The sequence below is a fragment of the Microbacterium sp. G2-16M genome (genome assembly GCF_055809115.1).
On sequence record NZ_CM147897.1, the window covers coordinates 1,235,392 to 1,255,980 of the forward strand.

Annotated in this window: 17 protein-coding genes; 1 reads left to right on the top strand and 16 read right to left on the bottom strand. The window is 71.7% G+C overall.

From position 1 onward, the window contains the following. Window positions 1–54: 54 nt before the first annotated feature. From AC0L6F_RS05950 to AC0L6F_RS05965, 4 genes are all read right to left on the bottom strand, one after another. Complete coding sequence (locus AC0L6F_RS05950; protein WP_274637721.1) at window positions 55–1,866, bottom strand: ABC transporter ATP-binding protein; 1,812 nt, start codon at window positions 1,864–1,866, stop codon at window positions 55–57. After that, window positions 1,863–3,677 (bottom strand): ABC transporter ATP-binding protein, encoded by a 1,815-nt coding sequence (locus tag AC0L6F_RS05955; RefSeq protein WP_473539536.1) that lies wholly within the window; start codon window positions 3,675–3,677, stop codon window positions 1,863–1,865. The genes AC0L6F_RS05950 and AC0L6F_RS05955 overlap by 4 nt, the downstream gene beginning before the upstream one ends. A gap of 329 nt (window positions 3,678–4,006) precedes the next feature. Continuing rightward, window positions 4,007–4,501, bottom strand: coding sequence for a methylated-DNA--[protein]-cysteine S-methyltransferase (locus AC0L6F_RS05960; protein ID WP_473539537.1), 495 nt, complete (start codon window positions 4,499–4,501; stop codon window positions 4,007–4,009). After that, window positions 4,498–5,970 (bottom strand): Ada metal-binding domain-containing protein, encoded by a 1,473-nt coding sequence (locus AC0L6F_RS05965; protein ID WP_473539538.1) that lies wholly within the window; start codon window positions 5,968–5,970, stop codon window positions 4,498–4,500. The genes AC0L6F_RS05960 and AC0L6F_RS05965 overlap by 4 nt, the downstream gene beginning before the upstream one ends. A 300-nt stretch (window positions 5,971–6,270) precedes the next feature. Between AC0L6F_RS05965 and AC0L6F_RS05970 the strand changes: the two genes are divergently transcribed. Further along, the gene (locus tag AC0L6F_RS05970) at window positions 6,271–7,698 is read left to right on the top strand and encodes a dihydrolipoyl dehydrogenase family protein (protein WP_473539539.1); all 1,428 of its coding nucleotides are present in this window, start codon (window positions 6,271–6,273) and stop codon (window positions 7,696–7,698) included. A gap of 382 nt (window positions 7,699–8,080) precedes the next feature. Here the strand turns inward: AC0L6F_RS05970 and AC0L6F_RS05975 are convergent, their stop codons facing one another. The 12 genes from AC0L6F_RS05975 to AC0L6F_RS06030 all read right to left on the bottom strand — a co-directional run bounded on the left by AC0L6F_RS05975 (window position 8,081) and on the right by AC0L6F_RS06030 (window position 20,582). Next, window positions 8,081–8,737, bottom strand: a complete 657-nt coding sequence (locus AC0L6F_RS05975) for a hypothetical protein (protein WP_473539541.1) — start codon at window positions 8,735–8,737, stop codon at window positions 8,081–8,083. Between the two features lie 2 nt (window positions 8,738–8,739). After that, window positions 8,740–9,570, bottom strand: a complete 831-nt coding sequence (locus AC0L6F_RS05980; protein WP_473539542.1) for a hypothetical protein — start codon at window positions 9,568–9,570, stop codon at window positions 8,740–8,742. Next, window positions 9,567–10,208 (bottom strand): hypothetical protein, encoded by a 642-nt coding sequence (locus AC0L6F_RS05985; protein ID WP_473539543.1) that lies wholly within the window; start codon window positions 10,206–10,208, stop codon window positions 9,567–9,569. The genes AC0L6F_RS05980 and AC0L6F_RS05985 overlap by 4 nt, the downstream gene beginning before the upstream one ends. 50 nt (window positions 10,209–10,258) lie before the next feature. Continuing rightward, window positions 10,259–11,500: a hypothetical protein gene (locus AC0L6F_RS05990; protein ID WP_473539545.1), complete on the bottom strand. Its 1,242-nt coding sequence runs from the start codon at window positions 11,498–11,500 to the stop codon at window positions 10,259–10,261. 19 nt (window positions 11,501–11,519) lie between these two features. Further along, window positions 11,520–11,849: a hypothetical protein gene (locus AC0L6F_RS05995; protein ID WP_259612454.1), complete on the bottom strand. Its 330-nt coding sequence runs from the start codon at window positions 11,847–11,849 to the stop codon at window positions 11,520–11,522. A 17-nt stretch (window positions 11,850–11,866) separates the two neighbouring features. Continuing rightward, window positions 11,867–12,493 (bottom strand): hypothetical protein, encoded by a 627-nt coding sequence (locus AC0L6F_RS06000; RefSeq protein ID WP_274637711.1) that lies wholly within the window; start codon window positions 12,491–12,493, stop codon window positions 11,867–11,869. After that, window positions 12,490–13,074: a hypothetical protein gene (locus tag AC0L6F_RS06005; RefSeq protein WP_473539546.1), complete on the bottom strand. Its 585-nt coding sequence runs from the start codon at window positions 13,072–13,074 to the stop codon at window positions 12,490–12,492. The genes AC0L6F_RS06000 and AC0L6F_RS06005 overlap by 4 nt, the downstream gene beginning before the upstream one ends. A 1-nt stretch (window position 13,075) precedes the next feature. Further along, a complete protein-coding gene (locus AC0L6F_RS06010; protein ID WP_473539547.1) occupies window positions 13,076–14,362 on the bottom strand; it encodes a hypothetical protein in 1,287 nt (428 codons plus the stop codon). Next, window positions 14,359–14,676 carry a hypothetical protein gene (locus AC0L6F_RS06015; RefSeq protein ID WP_259612459.1) on the bottom strand — a complete coding sequence of 106 codons (318 nt, stop codon included), beginning with the start codon at window positions 14,674–14,676 and terminating at the stop codon, window positions 14,359–14,361. Before AC0L6F_RS06015 ends, AC0L6F_RS06010 begins: the two co-directional genes overlap by 4 nt. A 111-nt stretch (window positions 14,677–14,787) precedes the next feature. Further along, window positions 14,788–15,075 (bottom strand): WXG100 family type VII secretion target, encoded by a 288-nt coding sequence (locus AC0L6F_RS06020; RefSeq protein ID WP_259612460.1) that lies wholly within the window; start codon window positions 15,073–15,075, stop codon window positions 14,788–14,790. Between the two features lie 102 nt (window positions 15,076–15,177). Continuing rightward, complete coding sequence (locus AC0L6F_RS06025) at window positions 15,178–16,032, bottom strand: hypothetical protein (protein WP_473539548.1); 855 nt, start codon at window positions 16,030–16,032, stop codon at window positions 15,178–15,180. 23 nt (window positions 16,033–16,055) lie between these two features. After that, window positions 16,056–20,582, bottom strand: coding sequence for an FtsK/SpoIIIE domain-containing protein (locus AC0L6F_RS06030; protein ID WP_473539549.1), 4,527 nt, complete (start codon window positions 20,580–20,582; stop codon window positions 16,056–16,058). Window positions 20,583–20,589 lie beyond the last annotated feature (7 nt).

A 20,589-nucleotide genomic window follows, 5' to 3' on the forward strand; every position in this document is an offset into this window, starting at 1 on the left:
CCGCGCAGCGAGCCGACACTCAAAGACCGCGCAGCGAGCCGACACGACGCCCGACTACACGAGTGACTCGCGCCAGGCCGCGTGCAGCTGCGCGAACTTGCCGTCGCCGCCGATCAGCCGGTCGGGTGCGTCATCCTCGATGATCCGCCCGTGCTCCATCACCAGCACCCGGTCGGCGATGGCCACGGTCGAGAGCCGATGCGCGATGATGATCGCGGTGCGGTCGGCCAGCAGCGTCTGCAGCGCCTCCTGCACCTGCCGCTCGCTGGGCATGTCCAGCGACGCCGTCGCCTCGTCCAGGATCAGCACGGCCGGGTTCGCCAGGAACGCGCGCGCGAACGAGATCAGCTGCCGCTGCCCGGCCGAGACGCGACCGCCGCGCTTGTTCACGTCGGTGTCGTAGCCGTCCGGAAGCGACATGACGAAGGCATCCGCCCCCACCGCTCGCGCAGCCGCCCGGATCTCGTCCATCGACGCGTCGGGCTTGCCGAGCGCGATGTTGTCAGCCACGGTGCCGCTGAACAGGTACGCCTCCTGCGTGACCATGACGATCGCACGGCGCAGGTCCTTGGGATGCAGTTCGCGCAGGTCGACGCCGTCCAGGCGCACGGCGCCGCGCGTCGGGTCGTAGAAGCGCGACACGAGCTTGGCGAGCGTCGACTTGCCCGCGCCGGTCGTGCCCACGAGCGCGACCGTCTGACCGGCCGGGATGTCGAGGGTGAAGTCGGGCAGAATCGTCTTGCCCGACCCGTACGCGAACTCGACGTCGTCGAAGCGGAGGCCGCCGTGCGACTCCCACAGGTCGACCGGCCGTGCCGGATCCGGTACGGAGGGCTCCTCCTCCAGCACGCCGGACACCTTCTCCAGGGCGGCGGTCGCCGACTGGTACGAGTTCAGGAACATCGCCACCTCCTCCAGCGGGCTGAAGAAGTTGCGGATGTACAGCACGGCGGCCAGCAGCGAGCCGATCAGCAGGCCGCCGTCGACGACGCGGAACGCACCCCACAGCAGCACGACCGCCATCGTCACGTTCGACAGCAGGATCAGCGCCGGCTCGAACACCCCGAACAGCTTGACCAGCTTGAGGTTCACGTTGCGGTACTCGGCCGAGATCTCGCCGAACTCGGCGTCGTTGCGCTTCTCTTTGCGGAACGCCTTGACCGCGCGCACGCCGGTCATCGTCTCGACGAACTGCACGATCAGCCGGGCGCTGACCACGCGCGACGCGCGGTACCCCTTCTGCGACTCGCGGTAGAACCAGCGCATCAGGATGGCCAGCGGGATGCCCATGGCGATGAGCACGACGCCGCTGCGCCAGTCCAGCAGGAACAGCATGATCAGGGTGAACACGCCGTACAGGGCACCCGAGACCAGCTGGTTCAGCCCGCCGTCCAGCAGCTCGCGGATCGACTCCAGGTCGCTGGTCTGCCGTGAGATGATCCGCCCGGACGTGTACGTCTCGTGGAACTCGAGGCTGAGTCGCTGCGTGTGCCGGAAGATCCGGGTGCGCAGGTCGAGCAGGATCGTCTGGGTGATCTTGGCCGACAGCACCACGAACCAGCCCATCAGCAGCGCACCGATGCCCCCGGTGACGATGTAGACGATCGTCACGCCGAACGCCGGCATCCAATCGGCCGCCTCGATCGCCCGGGGCAGCGCCGTGTTGATGCCGTAGGCGATCAGCGTCGGGCCGATCACGCGCAGCAGCGTGGAGATCACGATGACGAACGCCCCGAGCACCACCAGCCGCGTCATGGGCTTCATCAGCGACCCGAGCAGCCGCACCGAGCGGCGCCGGATGGCGCGGCTCTCGGCCTTCGTGTAGTCGTCGCGGTCTTCGCCGCGGGTTCCGACGACGGAGCTCACAGGTTCACCTCCATCTCTCGCTGGCGGATATCGTCCGCCTCCAGACTCGAGATCACGAACCGGTAGTGCTCGCTGGTGCGCAGCAGCTCGGCGTGCGTGCCGACCGCGGTGATCCGGCCGTCCTCCAGCACGGCGACCCGGTCGGCGAGCGCGACCGTGGACGGCCGGTGCGCGACGATCAGGGCGGTGGTGGTGGCCAGCACGCGCCGCAGCGCGGCCTCGACGAGCGCCTCGGTGTCCACGTCCAGCGCCGACAGCGGGTCATCCAGCACGAGCACGGCGGGCTTGGCCGCCACTGCCCGGGCCAGCGCGAGTCGCTGACGCTGGCCGCCGGACAGGCTCAGCCCCTCCTCGCCGACGGTGGTGTCCACGCCGTCGGGCAGCTCGTAGGTGAACTGCGCCTGGGCGATCTCGAGGGCCTCATCGAGCACGGCCTGCGCCTCGGGGCTGTGCAGGTCGAGGTCGTCCCGGCCGAGCAGCACGTTCTCGCGGACGGAGGCCGAGAACAGCGTCGCGTCTTCGAACGCCATCGAGATGTGCCGGCGCAGCTCGGCCAGTCGCAGATCGCGCACGTCCACGCCGTCCAGCTCGACGGACCCGCCGGTCACGTCGTACAGGCGGGTCGGCAGCGTGGTCAGGGTCGTCTTGCCCGACCCGGTCAATCCCACCAGGGCCATCGTCTCGCCCGGGCGCAGCACCAGGTCGATGCCGTCCAGCAGATCGCGTTCGGAGGCCGCGGCATCCTGGTAGCGGAAGCGGGCGCCGCGGAACGCGAGCTCGCCGCGCGGCTCGGCGATCGTGGCCGGGTGCTCCGGGTCGACGATCGTGTTCTCCTCGTCCAGCACCTCGTAGATGCGGTCGGTGGCGGTGCGGGCGTCGACCAGGAACGAGAACAGGAACCCGAGGGACTCCAGCGGCCAGCGCAGCGCGGTGGCCATCGCGAAGAACGCGAACAGCTCGCCCACCGTGAGCTGCCCGAGGCTTGCCAGCCAGATGCCCAGGATGAGGCATCCGGCGAACGCGACCACCGGGATGGTGTCGAGCCAGAACCACAGCTCGCCCACCTCGCGGGCCTTGCGCAGCTCGGTGCCGCGCAGACTCTCGGCCTGCCGGGTGAACTTCTGCAGGGCGTGCTTGCCGCGGCCGAACGCCTTCAGCACGCGGATGCCGTGCACGCTCTCCTCGACCGCGGTGGCCAGGTCGCCGGCCTTGTCCTGGCTCTGTCTGGCCAGCACGCCGTAGTTGCGCTCGAATCGGTAGCCGAAGAACCACAGCGGGATCGAGACGACGATGAACGCGGTGCCCAGCGCCCAGTGCCAGCGGAACAGCAGCACCGCCCCGATGACGATGGTGAGCATGTTCACCACGAGCAGGATCAGTCCGAACACGAGCCAGCGGCGGACGATGTTGATGTCCTGCATCATCCGGCTCAGCAGCTGCCCGGACTGCCAGCGGTCGTGGAACGCGACCGGAAGGCGCTGCAGGCGCTGGTAGAAGTTCTGCCGGATCTCGTACTCCACCTTCGTGCCCGGGGTGAGCACGAACGCACGGCGCAGAAACACGAACAGCGCCTCGAGGATGCCGAGCACGAGCACACCCAGGCAGGCCCAGGCGATCATCGGGATGTCGCCGGCCGCGATCGGGCCGTCGACGGTCGCCTGCAGCACCAGCGGGATGATCAGGGTCATCACCGCGGCGCCGAGGGCGGTCAGCAGACCGCCGATCATGCGCGGCAGCACGGGTTTGACGAAGGGGAAGAGCCGCGCGAGGGCGCGCGGAGTGGACAGTCGCGGTGAGGACGTGGAGGTCATGATCCTTGCAGGGGGTGATGCAGCCAGAGGTGGCCCGGAACCGGGCGGGGGCGCGCGGACGATGCCGCGGGGAGGGTCAGGCGGGATGGTCGACGAGATCGACGACGTCGGCAGAAGCGGAAGCGCTACCCTGCGACGCGAAGCCCGGCGGCGATCGGACGGAGGACGACCGGCGTGACGTCGTAGACGGCCTGGTACATGGCATCCTCCTTGGATCGTGCGGGGCGCCGGCGCGCTCATGGCGCGGCAGCCCTTCAGCCTATGCCCGCGCCCTCGCCCCGCGCAACACCGCGCCCCTCCCTCCCGCTCCCGCCCCGGGCGGGACGCGGTCAGGCGGCGGCCTCGCGGGCGAGGAGGCTGCGCTTCACCCCGGTCCCCCAGGCGAAGCCGCCCAGCGAGCCGTCGCCGCGCAGCACCCGATGGCACGGCACGAACAGCGCCGGTGCGTTGCGGGCGCAGATGGATGCCGCAGCCCGCACGGCCGAGGGACGCCCGAGCACCGCGGCGAACTCCGCATACGCGAGCGGATGCCCCGGTTCGATGCCGCGCAGGGCGCTCCAGCCGTCATGCTGCAGCGCCGTGCCATGCTGACGCACCGGGACGGCCTCGATCGCGGTGAGATCGCCCTCGTAATATGCGCGGACGGCGGCCGCGGCATCCGTCCGCCCCGGCACGACGTCGACAGGCCGGATGCCGGGGTGTATCCGGCCGCGGGCGGCCTCGATGTCGCCGGTCCAGCCGGATGCGAGCACCCGCCCGTCCTCATCGACGATGATCGTGAACGGCCCGTCCGGGGTGGTGATGGTCTCGACCAGAGCGGTCATGGGGTTTCCTCCTTCTCGGGCAGGGGTGCGGTCAGCACCCGCCAGAAATGCGCGGTCAGGTAGCTGCGCCACGGCGCGACCCGCGCCGCCCACTCGGTGAGCGGTCGCGGCTCGCCGGGCAGCCCGAGCCGCGCCGCGCCGGCGCGCGCGGCCACGTCGCCGGGCAGGAACACGTCCGGGTCGGCTGTGGTCCGCATCCGGACGTAGTCGGCGGTCCAGGGGCCGATGCCCGGCATCGCCAGCAGCGCCTCGCGCTGCCGCACGGGATCGTCCGCGGCCGACAGCGTGAGATCGCCGGCCGCCAGCGCGGCCGCCGCACCCGTGATCGCGCGGATCCGCGCGCCCGGCCCGCGCAGCACCTCGGGCCCGCGCTCGGCGATCACGGCCATGGTGGGGAACAGGATGCCGCCGCCGGGCAGACGCTCGCCGAGCGCGTCGACGAGCCGGCCGAGCGCGGTGCGGGCGGCGGCGACCGAGACCTGCTGGCCGATCATGGCGCGCACCAGCATCTCGTCCGGATCCACGGCGCCGGGCACGCGGATGCCGGGGGTCAGCGCGAGCGCGGGACGCAGCTGCAGGTGCCGGTCGAGTGCGGCGTCGATGCCGATCGGGTCGGCGTCCAGATCGAACAGCCGTCGGGCCCGGGCGATGAGCGCGGGCAGGTCGGCGAGCTTCGTCAGCTGGGCATCCAGGCGGATCCGGTCGCCCTCGGTCCACAGGCGCATCCAGGCCGGCCCGTGCGGCAATGCGAGCGTGCGCGCGTACGCGTCCGCGCTCGCCTCTTCCATCCCCGGAACGGCCCGCGCGCGCATCCACGCGAACAGCCCGGCCGCGTCGATCGGCCTGCGGTGGGCGAGCACGAGCCGGATGCGGCCGCCGTCCTGCGCTCCGGGCACCGCGCGGCGGCGGGCGCGCAGCTGGAGCGGCGTCATCCCGAACACCTCCCGAACGGTGTCGTTGAACTGGCGGATGCTGGCGAAGCCGGCCGAGAATGCGACGTCCGATGCCGGCAGCTCGGTGCCGACCAGCAGCATCCGGGCGGTGTGCGCGCGGTGCGCGCGGGCCAAGGCGAGTGGTCCGGCGCCGAGTTCGGCGGTGAGGATGCGATCGAGCTGGCGCGGCGAGTAGCCCAGGCGCGCAGCGAGCCCGGGCACGCCCTCGCGCTCGATGACGCCGTCCTGGATGAGCCGCATGGCTCGGCCCGCGGCATCCGTCCGCAGATTCCACTCCGGCGAGCCGGGCGCGGCGTCGGGCAGGCAGCGTTTGCAGGCGCGGTAGCCGGCCTCGTGCGCGGCCGCCGCCGTCGGGTAGAACGTCACGTTCGCCGGCTTCGGGGTGCGGGCGGGACAGCTGGGTCGGCAGTAGATGCCGGTCGAGCGGACGGCGGTGATGAACTGGCCGTCGAAGCGCGAATCCCGCGAGTCGATCGCGCGGTAGCGCTCGTCGAAGGTCATGCTCGGGATGCTCATGCATCCAGCCTGACACGCTGCGCCGACGTCGGCTCGCGGAAATCGGACATGACCGTGGGGCGGCCCGGGGCCGCCGGGTCACGCCGCCCGCCCTCGCGAGCCGCCCACCTTCGCGAGCCGCCCACCTTCGCGAGCCGCCCGCCCTCGCGAGCCGCCCACCTTCGCGAGCCGCCCAGGGTCGCCGGCCGGCGCGACGCCGCGGCCCGCGCGGCGCCGCGAACCGCGCGGCCTGGCGCGCCCGCGCGGCGTCGCGAACCGCGCGGCGTGGCGCGCCGCGGCATCCCGGCCTAGCCTGGGCGCATGGACACCTATGACCTCATCGTGATCGGCGCGGGCCCCGTCGGCGAGAACGTCGCCGACCGTGCAGTGCAGGGCGGGCTGTCGGCCGTGATCGTGGAGAGCGAACTGGTCGGCGGCGAATGCTCATACTGGGCGTGCATGCCGTCGAAGGGACTCCTGCGGCCCGGTGCCGCCCTGCGCGGCGCGCGCGACGTCGACGGCGCGTGGCAGGCGGTCACCGGCGACATCGACCCGCAGGGTGTGTTCCGGCGTCGCGACCGGCTCACCCACGACTGGAACGATGACGGCCAGGTCTCGTGGCTGCGCAGCGCGAACATCGACCTCGTGCGCGGGCAGGGGCGACTCACCGGCGAGCGCGAGGTGACGGTGACTCCGGCCGACGGCCCCGAGGTGACACTGCACGCCCGCCAGGCGGTGGCGGTGTGCACCGGCAGCGAGGCGACGGTCCCCGACATCCCGGGCCTGCGCGATGCCCGCCCATGGACGAGCCGCGAGGCCACCTCGGCGCACGAGGTGCCGGCGTCGCTGGCGATCATCGGCGGCGGAGTCGTGGCGTGCGAGATGGCCACCGCCTACGCGAGCCTCGGCAGCGGCGTGACGATGATCGTGCGCTCGGGGCTGCTGGGCCGGGTCGAGCCGTTCGCACAGGAGCTCGTGCGAGACGCGCTCACCGCGGCGGGCGTGAAGATCCTCACCGGCGAGACGACGGCGGTGCGCCGCGACCCGGACGGCACCGTCGAGCTGACCCTGGACGACGGACGGATGCTGCGCGCACACGAGGTGCTCGCGGCGACCGGTCGCGGACCGCGCACCCGCGACATCGGGCTCGAGACCGTCGGGATCTCCGGGCTCGAGCCGGGCGGCTGGATCGACGTCGACGACACCCTGCGCGTACCCGGGACCGAATGGCTCTACGCGGTGGGCGACGTGAACCACCGGGTGCTGCTGACCCACCAGGGCAAGTACCAGGCCCGCGCGGCCGGAGACGTGATCGCCGCCCGAGCCCGGGCGGAGGAACCGGATGCCGCGCCCTGGGGTCGCCACGTCGCGACGGCCGACCACGACGCGGTGCCGCAGGTCGTGTTCACAGATCCGGAGGTCGCGTCGGTCGGGGTCACCGCGGCGGAGGCGCGGGCGGCGGGCCGCAGCATCCGGGTCCTGGACTGCGACCTCGCCCAGATCGCCGGCGCCGCCGCGCACGCCGACGACTATCGGGGCCGCGCGCAGGCGATCGTGGACGAGGAGCGCGGAGTGCTGGTCGGCGCGACGTTCGTCGGGGCGGACGTCGCCGAGATGCTGCAGTCCGCGACCATCGCCATCGTCGGCGAGGTGCCGGTGCACCGGCTGTGGCACGCGGTGCCGGCCTACCCGACGATCAGCGAGGTCTGGCTGCGCTGGCTCGAGCAGTACGGCCGCGACGCGGCGTGAGCGCGGGCGGCGGGCGCCCGCGCAGCATCCCGCACGCGCCTCGCGCAGCATCCCGCACGCGCCCCGCGCAGCATCCCGCACGCGCCCCGCGCAGCGTCCTGCACGCGCCCCGCGCAACATCCCGCCCACTCCCCCCGCGCAGCATCCCGCACGCGCCCCGCGCAAGCATCCCGCGCACTCCCCCCGCGCAGCATCCCGCCCACTCCCCCCGCGCAGCATCCTGCGCCGCGCATCCCGCGCCGCGCATCCCGCGCCGCGCATCCTGCACGCGCATCCCGCGCACTCCCCCGCGAGTGCACATCAAATTCGCGACTGCACATCAAACCCGGCCCAGAATGATGTGCACTCGGCCAAATCGTACGATTTCGGCGAGGAGAGGGGGTCAGGGGAGCCAGGTCAGGGTCGACACGCAGAGGTCGAACAGCATCCGCATCTGCACCATCGGCTCGTCGTCGGCCGGCACGTCCTGGGGGCGCACGATCACCAGCGTCAGCTGCAGCGCACGACGGCGGCTGCTGCCCGGGATGGGCGTCAGGTACACCACGGTCGTGAGCGTTCCGGACTCGCCGTCCAGCGTCTGCGTCTGCTCGCGCTCCGCGCGCAGGAACCGCTTGTCGCCCAGCAGCGGCGTGGCCCCCTCACGGGCCACCGCCTCGCGCACCAGATCGTCGAGCGAGCCCCCGGCCGGTGCGTGCAGGATGCTGGCGGTCAGCGACGCCGGCAGGTACAGCGCCTCCGGCGCGGCCTCGTCCGGGAGGAACATCGCGACGACGTTCGTCTTCTCCATCTGGGCGAACGCCTCGTGCAGCAGCTGGCGCATCCGCGCGTACAGGTCCGGCCGGTGCACCTGCATCAGCCGGGTCCGCATGGCGGCCGTCATCCGCTCCTGCTCCTCGGGCGTGGCGTCCCGGCGGTTCCACCCCGGCGGCAGGGCCAGGGTGAAGTCGGGATCGGGCGCGCCGCCGAGCTCCTCGCGCAGGCTGACCCGCGCGGGCGTGCCGGCCTCGTCGGGTGTGCGGGGCGTGGCGGGTTCGGTCACGGTCATCCTTCCCGGATCGGGTCGAGCGTGAACAGCGTGCCGAGGTCGGTCCCCAGTGCGCGCTGCAGCGTGGCGTCGTCGATGAGGCCACGACCGGCGAGGATGCGCAGCGCGTCGTCGCGGTCCGCCTGAAGCGCGCCCTGCTCGCCCGCGGGCAGCGCGCGCACCAGCGTCCGTGCGCGCTCGCTGTCGGACACGGCGGGCGCGGCGGGCGCGGCGGTCGCAGCAGTCGACGTCGGCTCGGGGGTGCGGACGCGCACGCGCAGCAGGATGCCGATGGCCAGCACGCCGCCGAGCACCAGCGTGACCCACACCGGCACGATCCACGCGCCGAATGCGAAGTCGTCGCGGGCGGAGACCCGCGGGATGCCGGCGGTCGCGAAGCCGGCGAGCACGGCGGCGATCACGGCCAGCCCCAGCAGCAGCGGCGACCAGCGCGCACCCCCGCGCAGCCAGACGATCCACAGCGCGACCTGGGTCAGCGCCGCGATCAGGAAGCACACGCCGGCGATCGGCACGGCGACCTGGGCCGGCAGCGGGCCGGCACTGGGGGCGATGTAGGCCGCCGCGGTGCCGTAGATCGCCACGCCGAGGATCGGCGCGAGCACCATCACGATGCCGAGTACCGCCACCAGCACGTTCTTGGCGGTCCGCTCCGGCGTGCGCCGATGCTCCGCGGTGAAGCGCGCCATGGCGGCGCCGTCCGCCCCGAACGAGGCGACGATCTCGGGGTGGGCCTGGAACGCGAAGCCCTCCAGTCGCGCCAGACGCGGCACGTCGGCGAGGGAGTGCTCCTGCGCCCAGGTGCGGGCATCGGGGTACGGGGTGCTCATGTCGCTGTCAGGCTATCAATCCACGTCTCGGCCGGGTCGGCCTCCCGCAGGGCGGGCGGGTCGGCGCGGAACGCGGTGCCGTCGGGCGCGGTCGGGCGCAGTGACTGCACGAATCCGTGGATCTGCGGCATCAGGATGCCGATCAGCTCGGGCAGCGTCGGCTCGACGACGACCGAGACCGCACGGGTGGCCGAGGCGAACACGAACTGGGCGCCCAGCGTCTGGACGCCGCCGACCTCCTCGGCGATCGGCAGCTGGACGCCGAGGCCGAGTCCCTCGGCGTCGCACAGGATGCCGTCGCCGGGCTGCGGCATCCGCGTGCCGTCGGGGAAGGTGCCCACGGCCGCGTGCACGAAGATGCACACCGGGGCGTCGGTGGGCCAGACCTGGAACGCGAGCGCGTCCTCGGGCCGGCGGTGGTCCAGCGCGGCCTGCAGCAGCGCGGGCACGAGCCGGTCGTGCACCGGCTCCCACCGGTCGCCCCAGGCCTCGCGCAGCGCCGTCGCGTTCTGCGCGATCCACGGCTGAGCGGCATCCGTCCCGGCCAGCGCCGGGATCGGCATCCACCCGGGGGCGAAGCTCGTGGCGGTCAGCTCCCCGTCGAGGCCCTCTGCGGACCCCGAGCCGCCCTCGCTCACAGGGCCGCCCTCGCTCACAGGGCCGCCCTCGCTCACAGGGCCGCCCAGGCTCACAGTGCCGCCCCGATCCAGGGCAGCTTCGAGCCGGGCGACTGGTCGCCGTGGCCGGTCCAGGTGGCGATGTTGTTGACCATCTTCCACGGGCCCGACAGCATCCCGTGCGCGAACTCCCAGCCGGCCGCGATCGTGGTCGAGCGGCAGTAGCCGTTGGTCGCGCCGGTCATCGCGGTGATGGTGTCCTCCATGCCCGACACGCTCTTGCCGAACATGAGGCGCATCATCACGTCGCCGACGCCGTTCGGATTGTTCATCGAGAACAGCCCGCGCGACATGGCGGAGAACCCGCGCCACCCGCCGCCGGCCAGGCCCCCCAGCAGGCTCAGCGAGCGTCCCTGGCTGATCGCGGCCGACCAGCTGGAGGGCTTGAACGCGGTGACCATCTCGCCGAGGAACGCCAGTCGGCCGGCGCCGCCCTGGAACAGCTTGCCCAGACTGCCGATCGGGATCACGCCGATCACCGCGAAGATCAGCTGGGTCAGCCCGGTGTCGCCGCGGATGTACTGGTAGGCGGTCAGCGCCAGGGTGAGCACCCCGACGACCGCGCCGATGAGCGCGACGATCGGCCCGCCGATGATGATCGCGGCGATCGCGACGATGATGCCGACGACCTGGAGCACCTTCAGCACGCCGCCGACGAAGCCGTCGACGTTGTCCCAGAAGCCATCCTTGATCTTGCCGGCCATCGCATCGCCGATGCCGGTGGCGGCGGCGTCGAACGCCTCTTCCCAGGTGTCGACGTGCCCGTCCCAGATCCGCGCCTCGGCGACGTAGTCGTCGAGCCTGCCCTGCTTGTTCGCGTCGTCTGTGGACGCGTCCTCCGCCTCCGGCGACTCGTCGTCGGGCTTGTCCCAGAACGGGCGGTCGCCCTCCAGGTATCCGGGCGCGTTCTGGTACTCCTGCCACAGTTCGACGCAGCGCTCGTACGCGGCGTTGACCTTGGGCTGGACCTCGGCGAGCGCATCCGCGTAGGTGACCAGCACCGGACCGGTGGGGCGGTAGAGGTCGCCGGCCTGCCCGAGCTTGTCGTAGGTGTCGCCGACCACCTCGCGCAGCTTCTCGATCGCCTTGCCGCGCTGATCGGATGCCTGGTCCACCAGTCCCTTCAGGAACGTCGAGCCGTCCTGCATCTGGTTGCCCAGCGACGTGATCTGATTGCCGCGCTTGCGGATCTCGGCGGGCTCGCCGTCCAGTGTGGTGACCCACCGGCCGGCGGGCGACGTGTCCATGGTCATCTGCTCGTCCTCCCCTGCCTCAGACCGGTCGCGGTTCGTGCTGGCCGCTCACATCGACCTCGAACTGGGCCGCCGTGTCGTGGTCCCAGTCCTTCATCCCGTCGACGACGCCCTGCACGTGCTGCTGCACCTTGCCGATGTCGCGGGACAGGTCTCGGCGCTTGTCGTCCCAGCGCGATTCGAAATCGTGCGCGCGGTCATTCAGCTTGTTCTGGCCGAACGGGTGGGCGATCGCCTCATCCAGGTCGTCCGCCCGCGAGCTCGCCTCGTCCAGCTCGGTGATGATGGCCTTCAGCTTCTCGTTGACCTGTTCGAGCTGGGTGTAATGCACCCACACACCATCCGACATCGGTCAGGTCCTCTCGATCACGCGCGGTTCGCCGCCGGGGTGGGCACGAAGTCGAGGGCGAGCGCCATCGCGTCGAACAGCGCATTGGCCGCCTCGCGGTGCGGCGCGTCCTCCGGGTCGGTCGCCTCGACCAGGTGCGTCCCGGCCAGCATCACCGCCTTGCGACGGCTCGTACCGGGCACCGGGATCAGGTAGGAGTACTGGCACGAGACGGTGCCCGCCATCTCGTCGCGGCCCGCGGTCCGCGTCTGCCAGGCCAGGACGGTGCGCCCGTCGTCGAGGAACTCGGTCGTCCCCTGACGGATCTTGGCGGTGACCCAGTCCTCCAGCGAATGCTCCGCGTCGTCGCCGACGAGAGAGACGGTCAGCGACATCGGCAGCGTCCGTTGGTCGGGCAGATCCAGCGGCAGGATCGCGTAGAGTCCGCCCCGCTCCCGGAGGTCGCCGATCCACCGCTTGAGCATCGACGTCACGTACGCGTCCACGTCGGGCCGGCCGGCGCGCTTGACGGTGGTGCGGAACCGCTGGGCGAAGCGTTCGTATCCTTCCCCCTCGAGCGGAATCACCTCCCAGCCGCCGGGCACCAGCATCCGCATCGTGGGCGCGTCCGGCGCGCCCAGCAGCTCCTCGCGCAGCGACGTCATGCCACGATCCCCTCATCCGCCCGGCTCACGCTGATCCCGGCCGCGAACTCCTCAAGGATCGACAGGCCCTCGCCCAGGATGCCGAGCTCGGCGGACGCCGCGTACACCTCGACCAGGACCCGGTCGTGGATGAACTCGAATCGCAGCTCGCCGATGGCGCCGCCGGCATCGGTGGCGGCCACGGAGCTGGTCACCCGCCCCTCGCCGAGCGTCGGCGAGGTGACCGGCCGCACCCGCTCGGGCAGCGCGACCGGGGTCGGGCGGTCGTCGAGCTGATCCAGCTCGTCCACGTCGACCTCGCCGACGTGCACCTCGACCAGCACATCCCCGGGCAGTCCCCGCGGGCAGTACACGAACGCGGCGAACGCCTCCGGCGACAGGAGCGCGAGCTGCGCCTCCATCCGTGCCCGGAGGCCGTCGGGATCGTCCTTCCACTCGTCTGCGACCGTGTTCTGGGCGCAGACCTCGCGCAGCCAGGGGGCGCGCTCCGGGGACTGATCGCCCCGCAGCTGCTCCGGCACCTCGAGGAAGAGCCGCGCGTCGAAGGGCACCTCGATCTGCCGTGCGATGCCGTCCGACATCTCAGACCCAGCCCATGTCGTGGGCGAAGCTCAGCCCGCCCTTGCCGGAGGCATCCACGAAGTTCAGTGCTTTGTCGATCCCGCTGGCGCTGTCGCCGATCAGCGAGGCCAGGCCCTGACCGCCGGGCGTGTTCGACAGGAACTGGGCGAGGTTGCCCTTCGCCTTGTTCGACAGGGCGGCCGCGGCATCGGTCATGGTTGCTCCGGCGGCGTTGTCGAACCCCTGGGTGAGACGGCTGAGGATGCTGGGCTGTCCGGTACGGCCGAAGAAGTTGCGCAGCACGGACGATCCGCTCTTGTTCAGCGCGCCGCTGCCGTGGAACACCTGCGCGAGCCGGCCGTTCTGCAGGACGCCCTTCAGGCTCTTCAGGCTGGTCTTGCTGCCCAGGCCCACCAGGTCGCCGAGCATCCCCTTCCCACCCTTCAGGCCGGCGGTGAGCTTGCCGAGCGGGCCGGCGGCCTTGGAGATGCCCTTGAGCGCACCGAAGGCCTTGCCGAACGGGAAGACGGCGATCGCCGCGAACATGACGTCGGTGAGGGTGGCGCGTCCGCCCGCGTACCGCAGCAGGGTGGTGCCCAGGGCGGCCAGGCCGACGAGCGCGGCGGCCAGCACGAACGGGCCGCCGATGATGCAGGCGGCGACCACCAGCGCGATCCCCACCCAGGTCAGCACCGTGCCCAGCGCATCGAGGAACGGGAGCGCGTTGTCCAGCCACGAGTCCTTGACGCCGTTGTCGTTGGCGTCCTCCAGTCCGCTGTGCGCGCGGTCGTACGCGGCGTCCCAGGAGTCCCAGTGGCCGTTGTACTTGCGTGCCTCGTCCTCCCAGTCCTGGACGGCGGTGTCGAATTCGGACTGCAGCGTCGAGGTGTCGTCGCCGGTCTGCGACGCCGTCTCCAGGTCGGTGGACTTCGTGCGGACGGTGCCCCACAGGGTCTCGCACTCCGTGACGATCACCTCGATCGGGCCCTGCACCTCACCCAGGGTCTTGCCGTAGTCGGCGAGCGCCTCGCCGCTGGGCGCGTACCGGATGCCCGCCTTCTTCAGGTCTTCATGCACGTCATCGGCGCTGTCGCGCAGCTTGTCGATCGAGGCGCCCTTGCCCTCGGTCCCGGAGGCGAGGGCGCTGAGGGAGTTGGCCGCCTTCTGCATCCGCTCGCCGAGGTCCTTCATCGCCACGCCGCGCGTGTGGATGTCCTCGGCGTTGCCGCTGATCCGGCGCAGCTCGTGCCCGCCCTCCGGCGTGACCAGCATGCTCAGGGAGCGGTACTTCGGGTCGTTCTCGGTCATCCGTCGTTTCCATCCGATGTGTCGACGGCCTTGGCCAGCTCGGCGTCGAGTTCCGCCCACTTCTCCCGCGTCCCCGAGACGCGATCCAGCAGGTCGACCAGGTGTTCCTTGAGCGTGTCGCGCTTGTCGTCCCACGCCTCTTCGAACCGCTGCGCCTGCGAGCGCAGACCGGACCGGTCCAGCGGGCTGCCGATGGCCGATTCCAGCGCCTCGCTGTTGTGGGTGGCGTTCTCGAACTCGTCGATCGTGTCCTTGACGGCCTTCTCCAGGTCTTCCATGCTGCGCATCGGGATGTCGATGTCGTCATAGGCCATGTGAGAACCTCCCCCTGTGGTGCGGACGGTCGTGCCCTCGTGCGGGACGACGCGCGGATGTCGAGACAGCGGCGTCCGACGACCTCAGTCGTCGGACGCCGCGGTGGCCGGTCAGCTGCCGGCGAGCTGCTGGTCCAGGTCCTGGATCGCGTGCATCATGCCGGTCAGCGCGTCGGACATGTCGCCGATGCCGTCGACGGCGTTCTTCAGGCCGGTGGTCAGCTCCTCGTAGCCCTCACCGAACTTGCCGGACGCGTGCTGCGTCTTGAAGTCCTCGCCCAGCAGGGTGTCCACCTGGCTCTTCAGCGTGTCCAGCTGACCCTGAATGTCATCACGAGCCTGCGACAGCGAGTTCGCCACCTGCTCCATCTCTGAATACGATGCTCCGAAATCAGCCATCGTCAACTCCTCTGCTCAGATTGCCCGACCCCCGTCGGGCCGATGAGAAGAACCTAACAAGATCGGCCGGACCCCGTCGATGGGGACAATTCCCCACCGTTCTCAGGGCCGCGCGACGGCAGAGACGTCGAGGTCGCCGTCGTAGAAGGTCCAGGCCAGCCAGGCGACCGGTCCGAGCTCCTGCGCCTGGGTGCGCGTGGCGGCCGGCACGTCGGTGAGCGTGTCGAGCTCGCGCGCCCACTCCCGGCCGACGGCGTCCGGCGCGTCCGTGCGGGCCAGCCGCGCGGCATCCGCCCGCAGTCGCCGGCCCTCGTCGCGCAGGCGTCCGGCGTCCGCGTTCGGCGCGGCGTCGGGGGCGGGCCGCACCAGCAGCGCCAGGACCGCGAGTTCGAGCACCACCACTATCGCTCCGGCGTGCCACCAGGCCAGCTGGGCCGCGGTGAAGTCGGTCGTGCCGCCGGCCGGTCCGATCACGAACCGGTAGATCACCACGGCGACCATGATCAGCCCGACGACGACCACCATCGTCAGCGCTCCGGTGGACCGCGGCCGGCGGCGCAGCCACGCGGGCAGTGCGACGGCCAGCAGGACGATCGCCGCGATCAGGGTCGCGAAGATCACCGGGACGGCGGTCGCCGCCTCGAGCGTGACGCGCTTCATCACCGGGCCGGCCAGTGCCGCCGAGACCGTGGCGGCCAGCAGCCCCAGCGCGAGCAGCACGTACCAGACGGTCGATGACGCGGGTCGGCCCTTCGGCGCGGCGGTCTCGGATCCGGCCGCCGCGACCGTCGGCGCGGCGAATCCCGCCATGTAGGAGCGACGCTGTCGCCCGAGCTGGTCCAGGGCCGGCAGCAGGCCGCGCGCCTCGCGGTCCGCGGCCACCACCCGCCAGGCGCGTCGCGCGACGGCGACGATCTCGTCGTCACTCCCGGTCAGACGGATCGGTTCGCTGCTCACCACCACTCCAATCTACCGGCGGATCATCCGGCGGCCGGGGACGCGACGGTGAGCACGGATGCCTCGGCCAGCGGCATCTGGACGGTCACGGCCCGACCGGCCTGCACGAAGATGCCGCGCCCCTCGGGGAACTCGGCGCGCTTGACCTTCGGGAACGGGACCTTGAAGACCGCCTCGCCGTCGAACGAATCCGGCTTGAGCACGATGCCCTTCCGGCCCGCCTTGAAGTCGCCGATGAGTCCGAACCCGCTGGTGACCTGGGTGATGTCGGCATCGCCGATGAGGAACTGCTCGCTGCGGTTGATCGCCTGGAACAGCGCCTTCAGCGGCCGCTCGGCCGGCGAGTCGGCGAACTGCGGGACGTCCTCCACCACGATCATCAGCCGCATCCCGAGCGCCTCGTCGGCGACCAGGTCGCTCAGCTCGGTGACGAGGTCCTTCGCGTCGTCCGGGGTGGTCGCGCTGCGCACCCAGGGCGCGAACTCCTTGAGCTGCGAGCGCCGCCCACCCAGGTGGAACAGCTTGACCTCGGGGTCGAAGCGCACCATGGCGGTGATCAGCGCCTTCATCGCCGTGGTCTTGCCGGCCATCGGCGGCCCGGCGACCACGAACGTGCCGGCCGGGTCGAAGCCGCGCGGCGCGAGCGTGTCCTCGGCGACGCCGAGCACAGGGAACTCGCCGACCCGGTCGGGCAGCTCGTCCAGCGCCAGGCGGGTGGGCAGCGACCCGATCTCGGCGACCTCGCGGATCCCGCGCGTCCGCAGCTCTTCGGCCAGCTGCCCGAGCAGCTTGGTCTGCTCGGCGACGTTCGGGGTGCCGCCGAGCACCGCGATCTGCGTCTCGAAGCCGTCGACGATGGCACGGCCCGGGCCGGAGCGCTCGTCCAGCACATCCTTGGGGGCGTTCAGCAGCGAGTACGCGTTCTCGTCCGACAGGCGCAGGATGACGCGGCGCGACACGTTCGAGCTGACCGCGGTGGGCACCGAGCCCGAGCGGTCGGCGGTCGCCACCACGTGCACGCCGAGCGGGCGCCCCTCGCCGAGGATCCGCATGAACACCTGGTAGAACGGCATCCGGGCGCTGGTGGACTCCCACTCCGAACGGAACTGCGGCAGCCCGTCCAGCAGCAGGATGATGCGCGACTCGTCCCGCCCGGTCAGCTCGCGGTATTCGGTGACGCTGGACGCATTGGCCGCGCTGAACCGCTTGCCGCGGTCGTCCAGCACCGCGGCCAGGGTGCGCAGCACGCGCTGCACGCGCTCCGCGTCGTCGCCGGGGATGATGGATCCCACGTGCGGCAGGACCTCGAGGCTCTTCAGCGAGCCCGAGCCGAAGTCCAGCCCGTACACCTCGACGTTCTCGGTGCGCCGGCCGATGGCCGCGGCGATCGCGATCGTGCGCAGCACGGTGGATTTGCCGGACCCGCTGGTCCCGTACACGAGCATCGACCCGTCGCGGTCGGGCTCGAAGTGGACCGCCTCCTGCAGCTGGCGCTCCGGGACGTCCCGCTTGCCCAGCAGGATCGACCCGGCACGCCCGGCCGACAGCTCGCGCACGTCCACCGTGGCCTCCAGGTCGTCCAGCCACGGGCGTCGGGGGGCCGGGATGCCGGCGTCCGCAGCGGCCGCGATGAGGGTGGCCACGATCCGCTTCTGGTCGTTGGGGCCGGGGTCGCCGTCGTGCACGTCGGCATCGCCGCGGTCCTCCTCCTCCCACCTCTGCACCGAGCCGAACCGCAGCTCGGCCACGCTCACATCGGCTTCGGGCGGCTCGTCCGTGCTCCAGCCGCCGGCGTACGCGGACTGGAACGGCACCAGGCGGCCCGGGCCGGTCTTGGCGATGCCGCGGCCGGGGATGCTGGGGTCGAAGCTGCCCGCGATCGGGTCGTCCACGACATCCTTCGAGTCCGAGGCGTCGGCCATGCGCAGCGCGACGCGCAGGTTGGTGTTCGCCCGCAGGTTGTCCTTGATGACGCCGGCCGGACGCTGCGTCGCCATGATCAGGTGGATGCCGAGCGAGCGGCCGCGCTGGGCGATGTCGACCACGCCGTCCACGAACTCGGGCACCTCGCCGGCGAGGGCGGCGAACTCGTCGATCACCAGCACCAGGGCCGGCGGGGTCTCGGGGTCGCGGCGCTTCTCCATCTCCAGGAGGTCCTTGGCCTTCTTGCGGTTGAAAAGGTGCTCCCGATAGTGCAGCTCGGCGCGCAGGCTGGTCAGGGCCCGGCGCACCAGGTGGGGGCTGAGGTCGGTGACCAGGCCTACGCAGTGCGGCAGCTCGACGCAGTCGGCGAACGCCGAGCCGCCCTTGTAGTCGACGAACAGAAACGTCACCCGGTCGGGGCTGTGCGCGGCCGCCATGCCCAGCACCCACGCCTGCAGGAACTCGCTCTTGCCCGCACCGGTGGTGCCGCCGACCAGGGCGTGCGGGCCCTGGGTGCGCAGGTCGAGGGTCATCGCGTCGGTCGCGCCGTGGCCGACGAGCGCGCGCAGCGTGCCCGCCTTCTTCAGCCGGGGCAGGGCCGGGCCCGACCGGTCGATGATCGTGTTGTTCTCGCGCCAGCGGTCGACCGCGAACGACGGGGTGGTGGCCAGCTCGGATCCCACCAGCGACAGGAACATCACCGAGTTGGGGATGTCGGAGGCGTCCTCCACGACGGTGCTGGCATCGGTGACCGGGGCCAGGCGCCGGGCCAGCACGTTCATCAGCTCGTTCGAGACGCCTTCGACCGCGGCATCCGGGTAGTCCACGCCGCTGCGCACGGTGCCCACGCGGGCATGCTCGAGTCCGCCGCCGACATCCACGAAGCTGCGGCACACCGCCGGCAGGGCCTCGACGACCGGAGCCACGAACACCCCGTACACGCCGACGTCGGCGCCGCGCTCGAGGACCTGCGTGAGGCGTGCACGGTCGACCGGCGCGTCGGCGGTCACGATCACCACGACCGCGGTCTGACCGGGGAAGGATGCCTCTTCGGCGGCGCGCTTCACATCGGTGCCGAACCGCATCGGGTCCCAGTCCTCGCCGTAGGGCGGCCGGGGCGATGCGGTGGCGGTCGAGCGGCGCATGACCAGTTCTTCCAGCCCGGACAGCAGCGCGGCGCCGGTGGACGCCGAGTCGGACAGCGGCATGTCGCGGAACGGGCTGCGTTCGCTGGAGGTGTGGGGCAGCCACTTCAGCCATTCCAGCTCGCGCGCCCATTCCGGCTCGGTGAGCGCGACGGCCACCAGGTCGTTGGGCGAGTGCATCCCGAACAGCTGCACGCTCAGCCCGCGCAGCGCGTCCGCCGCCTCGCGCTGCGGCCCGGCGATGCCCATGACCCCCACGCTCTGCAGCGATTCGAGCACGGGCACGCCGTCGATCATGCGGTAGCGCTCCTGCAGCCGGTCGACGCGATCGACGTACTCGGGCAGCGAGTCGGTGCCCTCGGAGCGGTGGATCACCGTGCGCGAGAGCGCCTCGCAGGTGCCCAGGCGCACCGCGAGGAAGTTCCAGTGCTCGGGGCGGCGCGTCCACAGCATGGGACCGAGCCGCATCGCCTGCTCGAACACCACGGCCACCGGCGGCACCTCGGCGTTGCGGGTCTCGCGTTCCCGGGGCCGCTCGCGGTACAGCGTCTCCTCGAGCTCCTCGAACGTGCGCTCGAAGACCTCGGACTCTTTGCGCAGCCGCTGGCCCAGGTTCGTGCGCTGGGAGATGAAGTTGCCGAACAGCATCAGCGGCGACATCAGCACGATCAGCAGCGAGCGCGGCTGGCCGTTGATCGCGAACATCGACAGCCCGAGGATCAGCGGGGCCACCAGCATCGGCCACGGGAAGAGTCGGGTGACCGGGTCCTTGGGCATGCGCGGCTCGGACAGCTCCTGCCCGGCGTACCGCGGCTCGACCCGCGGGCTGCGGTTGAACAGCAGCGTCCCGCCGCGCTCGAGCACCGGATCCTGGGTGACCGGCGCGAAGTCCTGGAGCATCCGCACGACCAGCTCGGTGTCGCCGAGCATGAAGCGCTGCCCCGGGATGACCCGCAGGCGCTGCACCAGCCCGCCGTCCACCACGATCCCGTTCGCCGAGTTCAGGTCGACGACCTCCACGCCCGTGCCGACCTCGATGCGGGCGTGCCGTTTGGAGACGAGCGCGTCGTCGACGACGATGTCGTTCTCCGGCGCCCGCCCGATCGTGAACGACCCCTTGCGCAGCGCGAACTCGTGCCCGGCGAACGGTCCGCCGACCACGTGCAGGGTCGCCAGCGCCGGGCCGTCGGCAGAGCGGGACGACGCGTACCGGTCGCCGAGGGTGGTGACCGTCGCGACGAACCCGGACCCGACCGGAGCGTCGCTGATGGGCATGTCGGGGTCGAGCACGGTGTGATCGCCGGAGGTCGGCGGGGCGACGCTGAGGGTGAGGATGCCCTCCGCCGGGCCCGCGCCGAGCCGTGCCGGGTCGGTCTCGGTGATCTTGCGCGCCACGTCCTGCACGGTCGCGGTCGCGTCCGATGTCACCGCGATGTCGGTGGTCTGGCCGTTCTGGCGCCGCAGGGTCAGCTTGAGTCTCATCGGAGAT

Bases quoted from the DNA above. Each gene is read 5' to 3' on its own strand.
- AC0L6F_RS05955 (WP_473539536.1), bottom strand. From the start codon at position 3,677: ATGACCTCCACGTCCTCACCGCGACTGTCCACTCCGCGCGCCCTCGCG.
- AC0L6F_RS05960 (WP_473539537.1), bottom strand. From the start codon at position 4,501: ATGACCGCTCTGGTCGAGACCATCACCACCCCGGACGGGCCGTTCACG.
- AC0L6F_RS05965 (WP_473539538.1), bottom strand. From the start codon at position 5,970: ATGAGCATCCCGAGCATGACCTTCGACGAGCGCTACCGCGCGATCGAC.
- AC0L6F_RS05970 (WP_473539539.1), top strand. From the start codon at position 6,271: ATGGACACCTATGACCTCATCGTGATCGGCGCGGGCCCCGTCGGCGAG.
- AC0L6F_RS05980 (WP_473539542.1), bottom strand. From the start codon at position 9,570: ATGAGCACCCCGTACCCCGATGCCCGCACCTGGGCGCAGGAGCACTCC.
- AC0L6F_RS05990 (WP_473539545.1), bottom strand. From the start codon at position 11,500: ATGACCATGGACACGTCGCCCGCCGGCCGGTGGGTCACCACACTGGAC.
- AC0L6F_RS05995 (WP_259612454.1), bottom strand. From the start codon at position 11,849: ATGTCGGATGGTGTGTGGGTGCATTACACCCAGCTCGAACAGGTCAAC.
- AC0L6F_RS06000 (WP_274637711.1), bottom strand. From the start codon at position 12,493: ATGACGTCGCTGCGCGAGGAGCTGCTGGGCGCGCCGGACGCGCCCACG.
- AC0L6F_RS06005 (WP_473539546.1), bottom strand. From the start codon at position 13,074: ATGTCGGACGGCATCGCACGGCAGATCGAGGTGCCCTTCGACGCGCGG.
- AC0L6F_RS06010 (WP_473539547.1), bottom strand. From the start codon at position 14,362: ATGACCGAGAACGACCCGAAGTACCGCTCCCTGAGCATGCTGGTCACG.
- AC0L6F_RS06015 (WP_259612459.1), bottom strand. From the start codon at position 14,676: ATGGCCTATGACGACATCGACATCCCGATGCGCAGCATGGAAGACCTG.
- AC0L6F_RS06020 (WP_259612460.1), bottom strand. From the start codon at position 15,075: ATGGCTGATTTCGGAGCATCGTATTCAGAGATGGAGCAGGTGGCGAAC.
- AC0L6F_RS06030 (WP_473539549.1), bottom strand. From the start codon at position 20,582: ATGAGACTCAAGCTGACCCTGCGGCGCCAGAACGGCCAGACCACCGAC.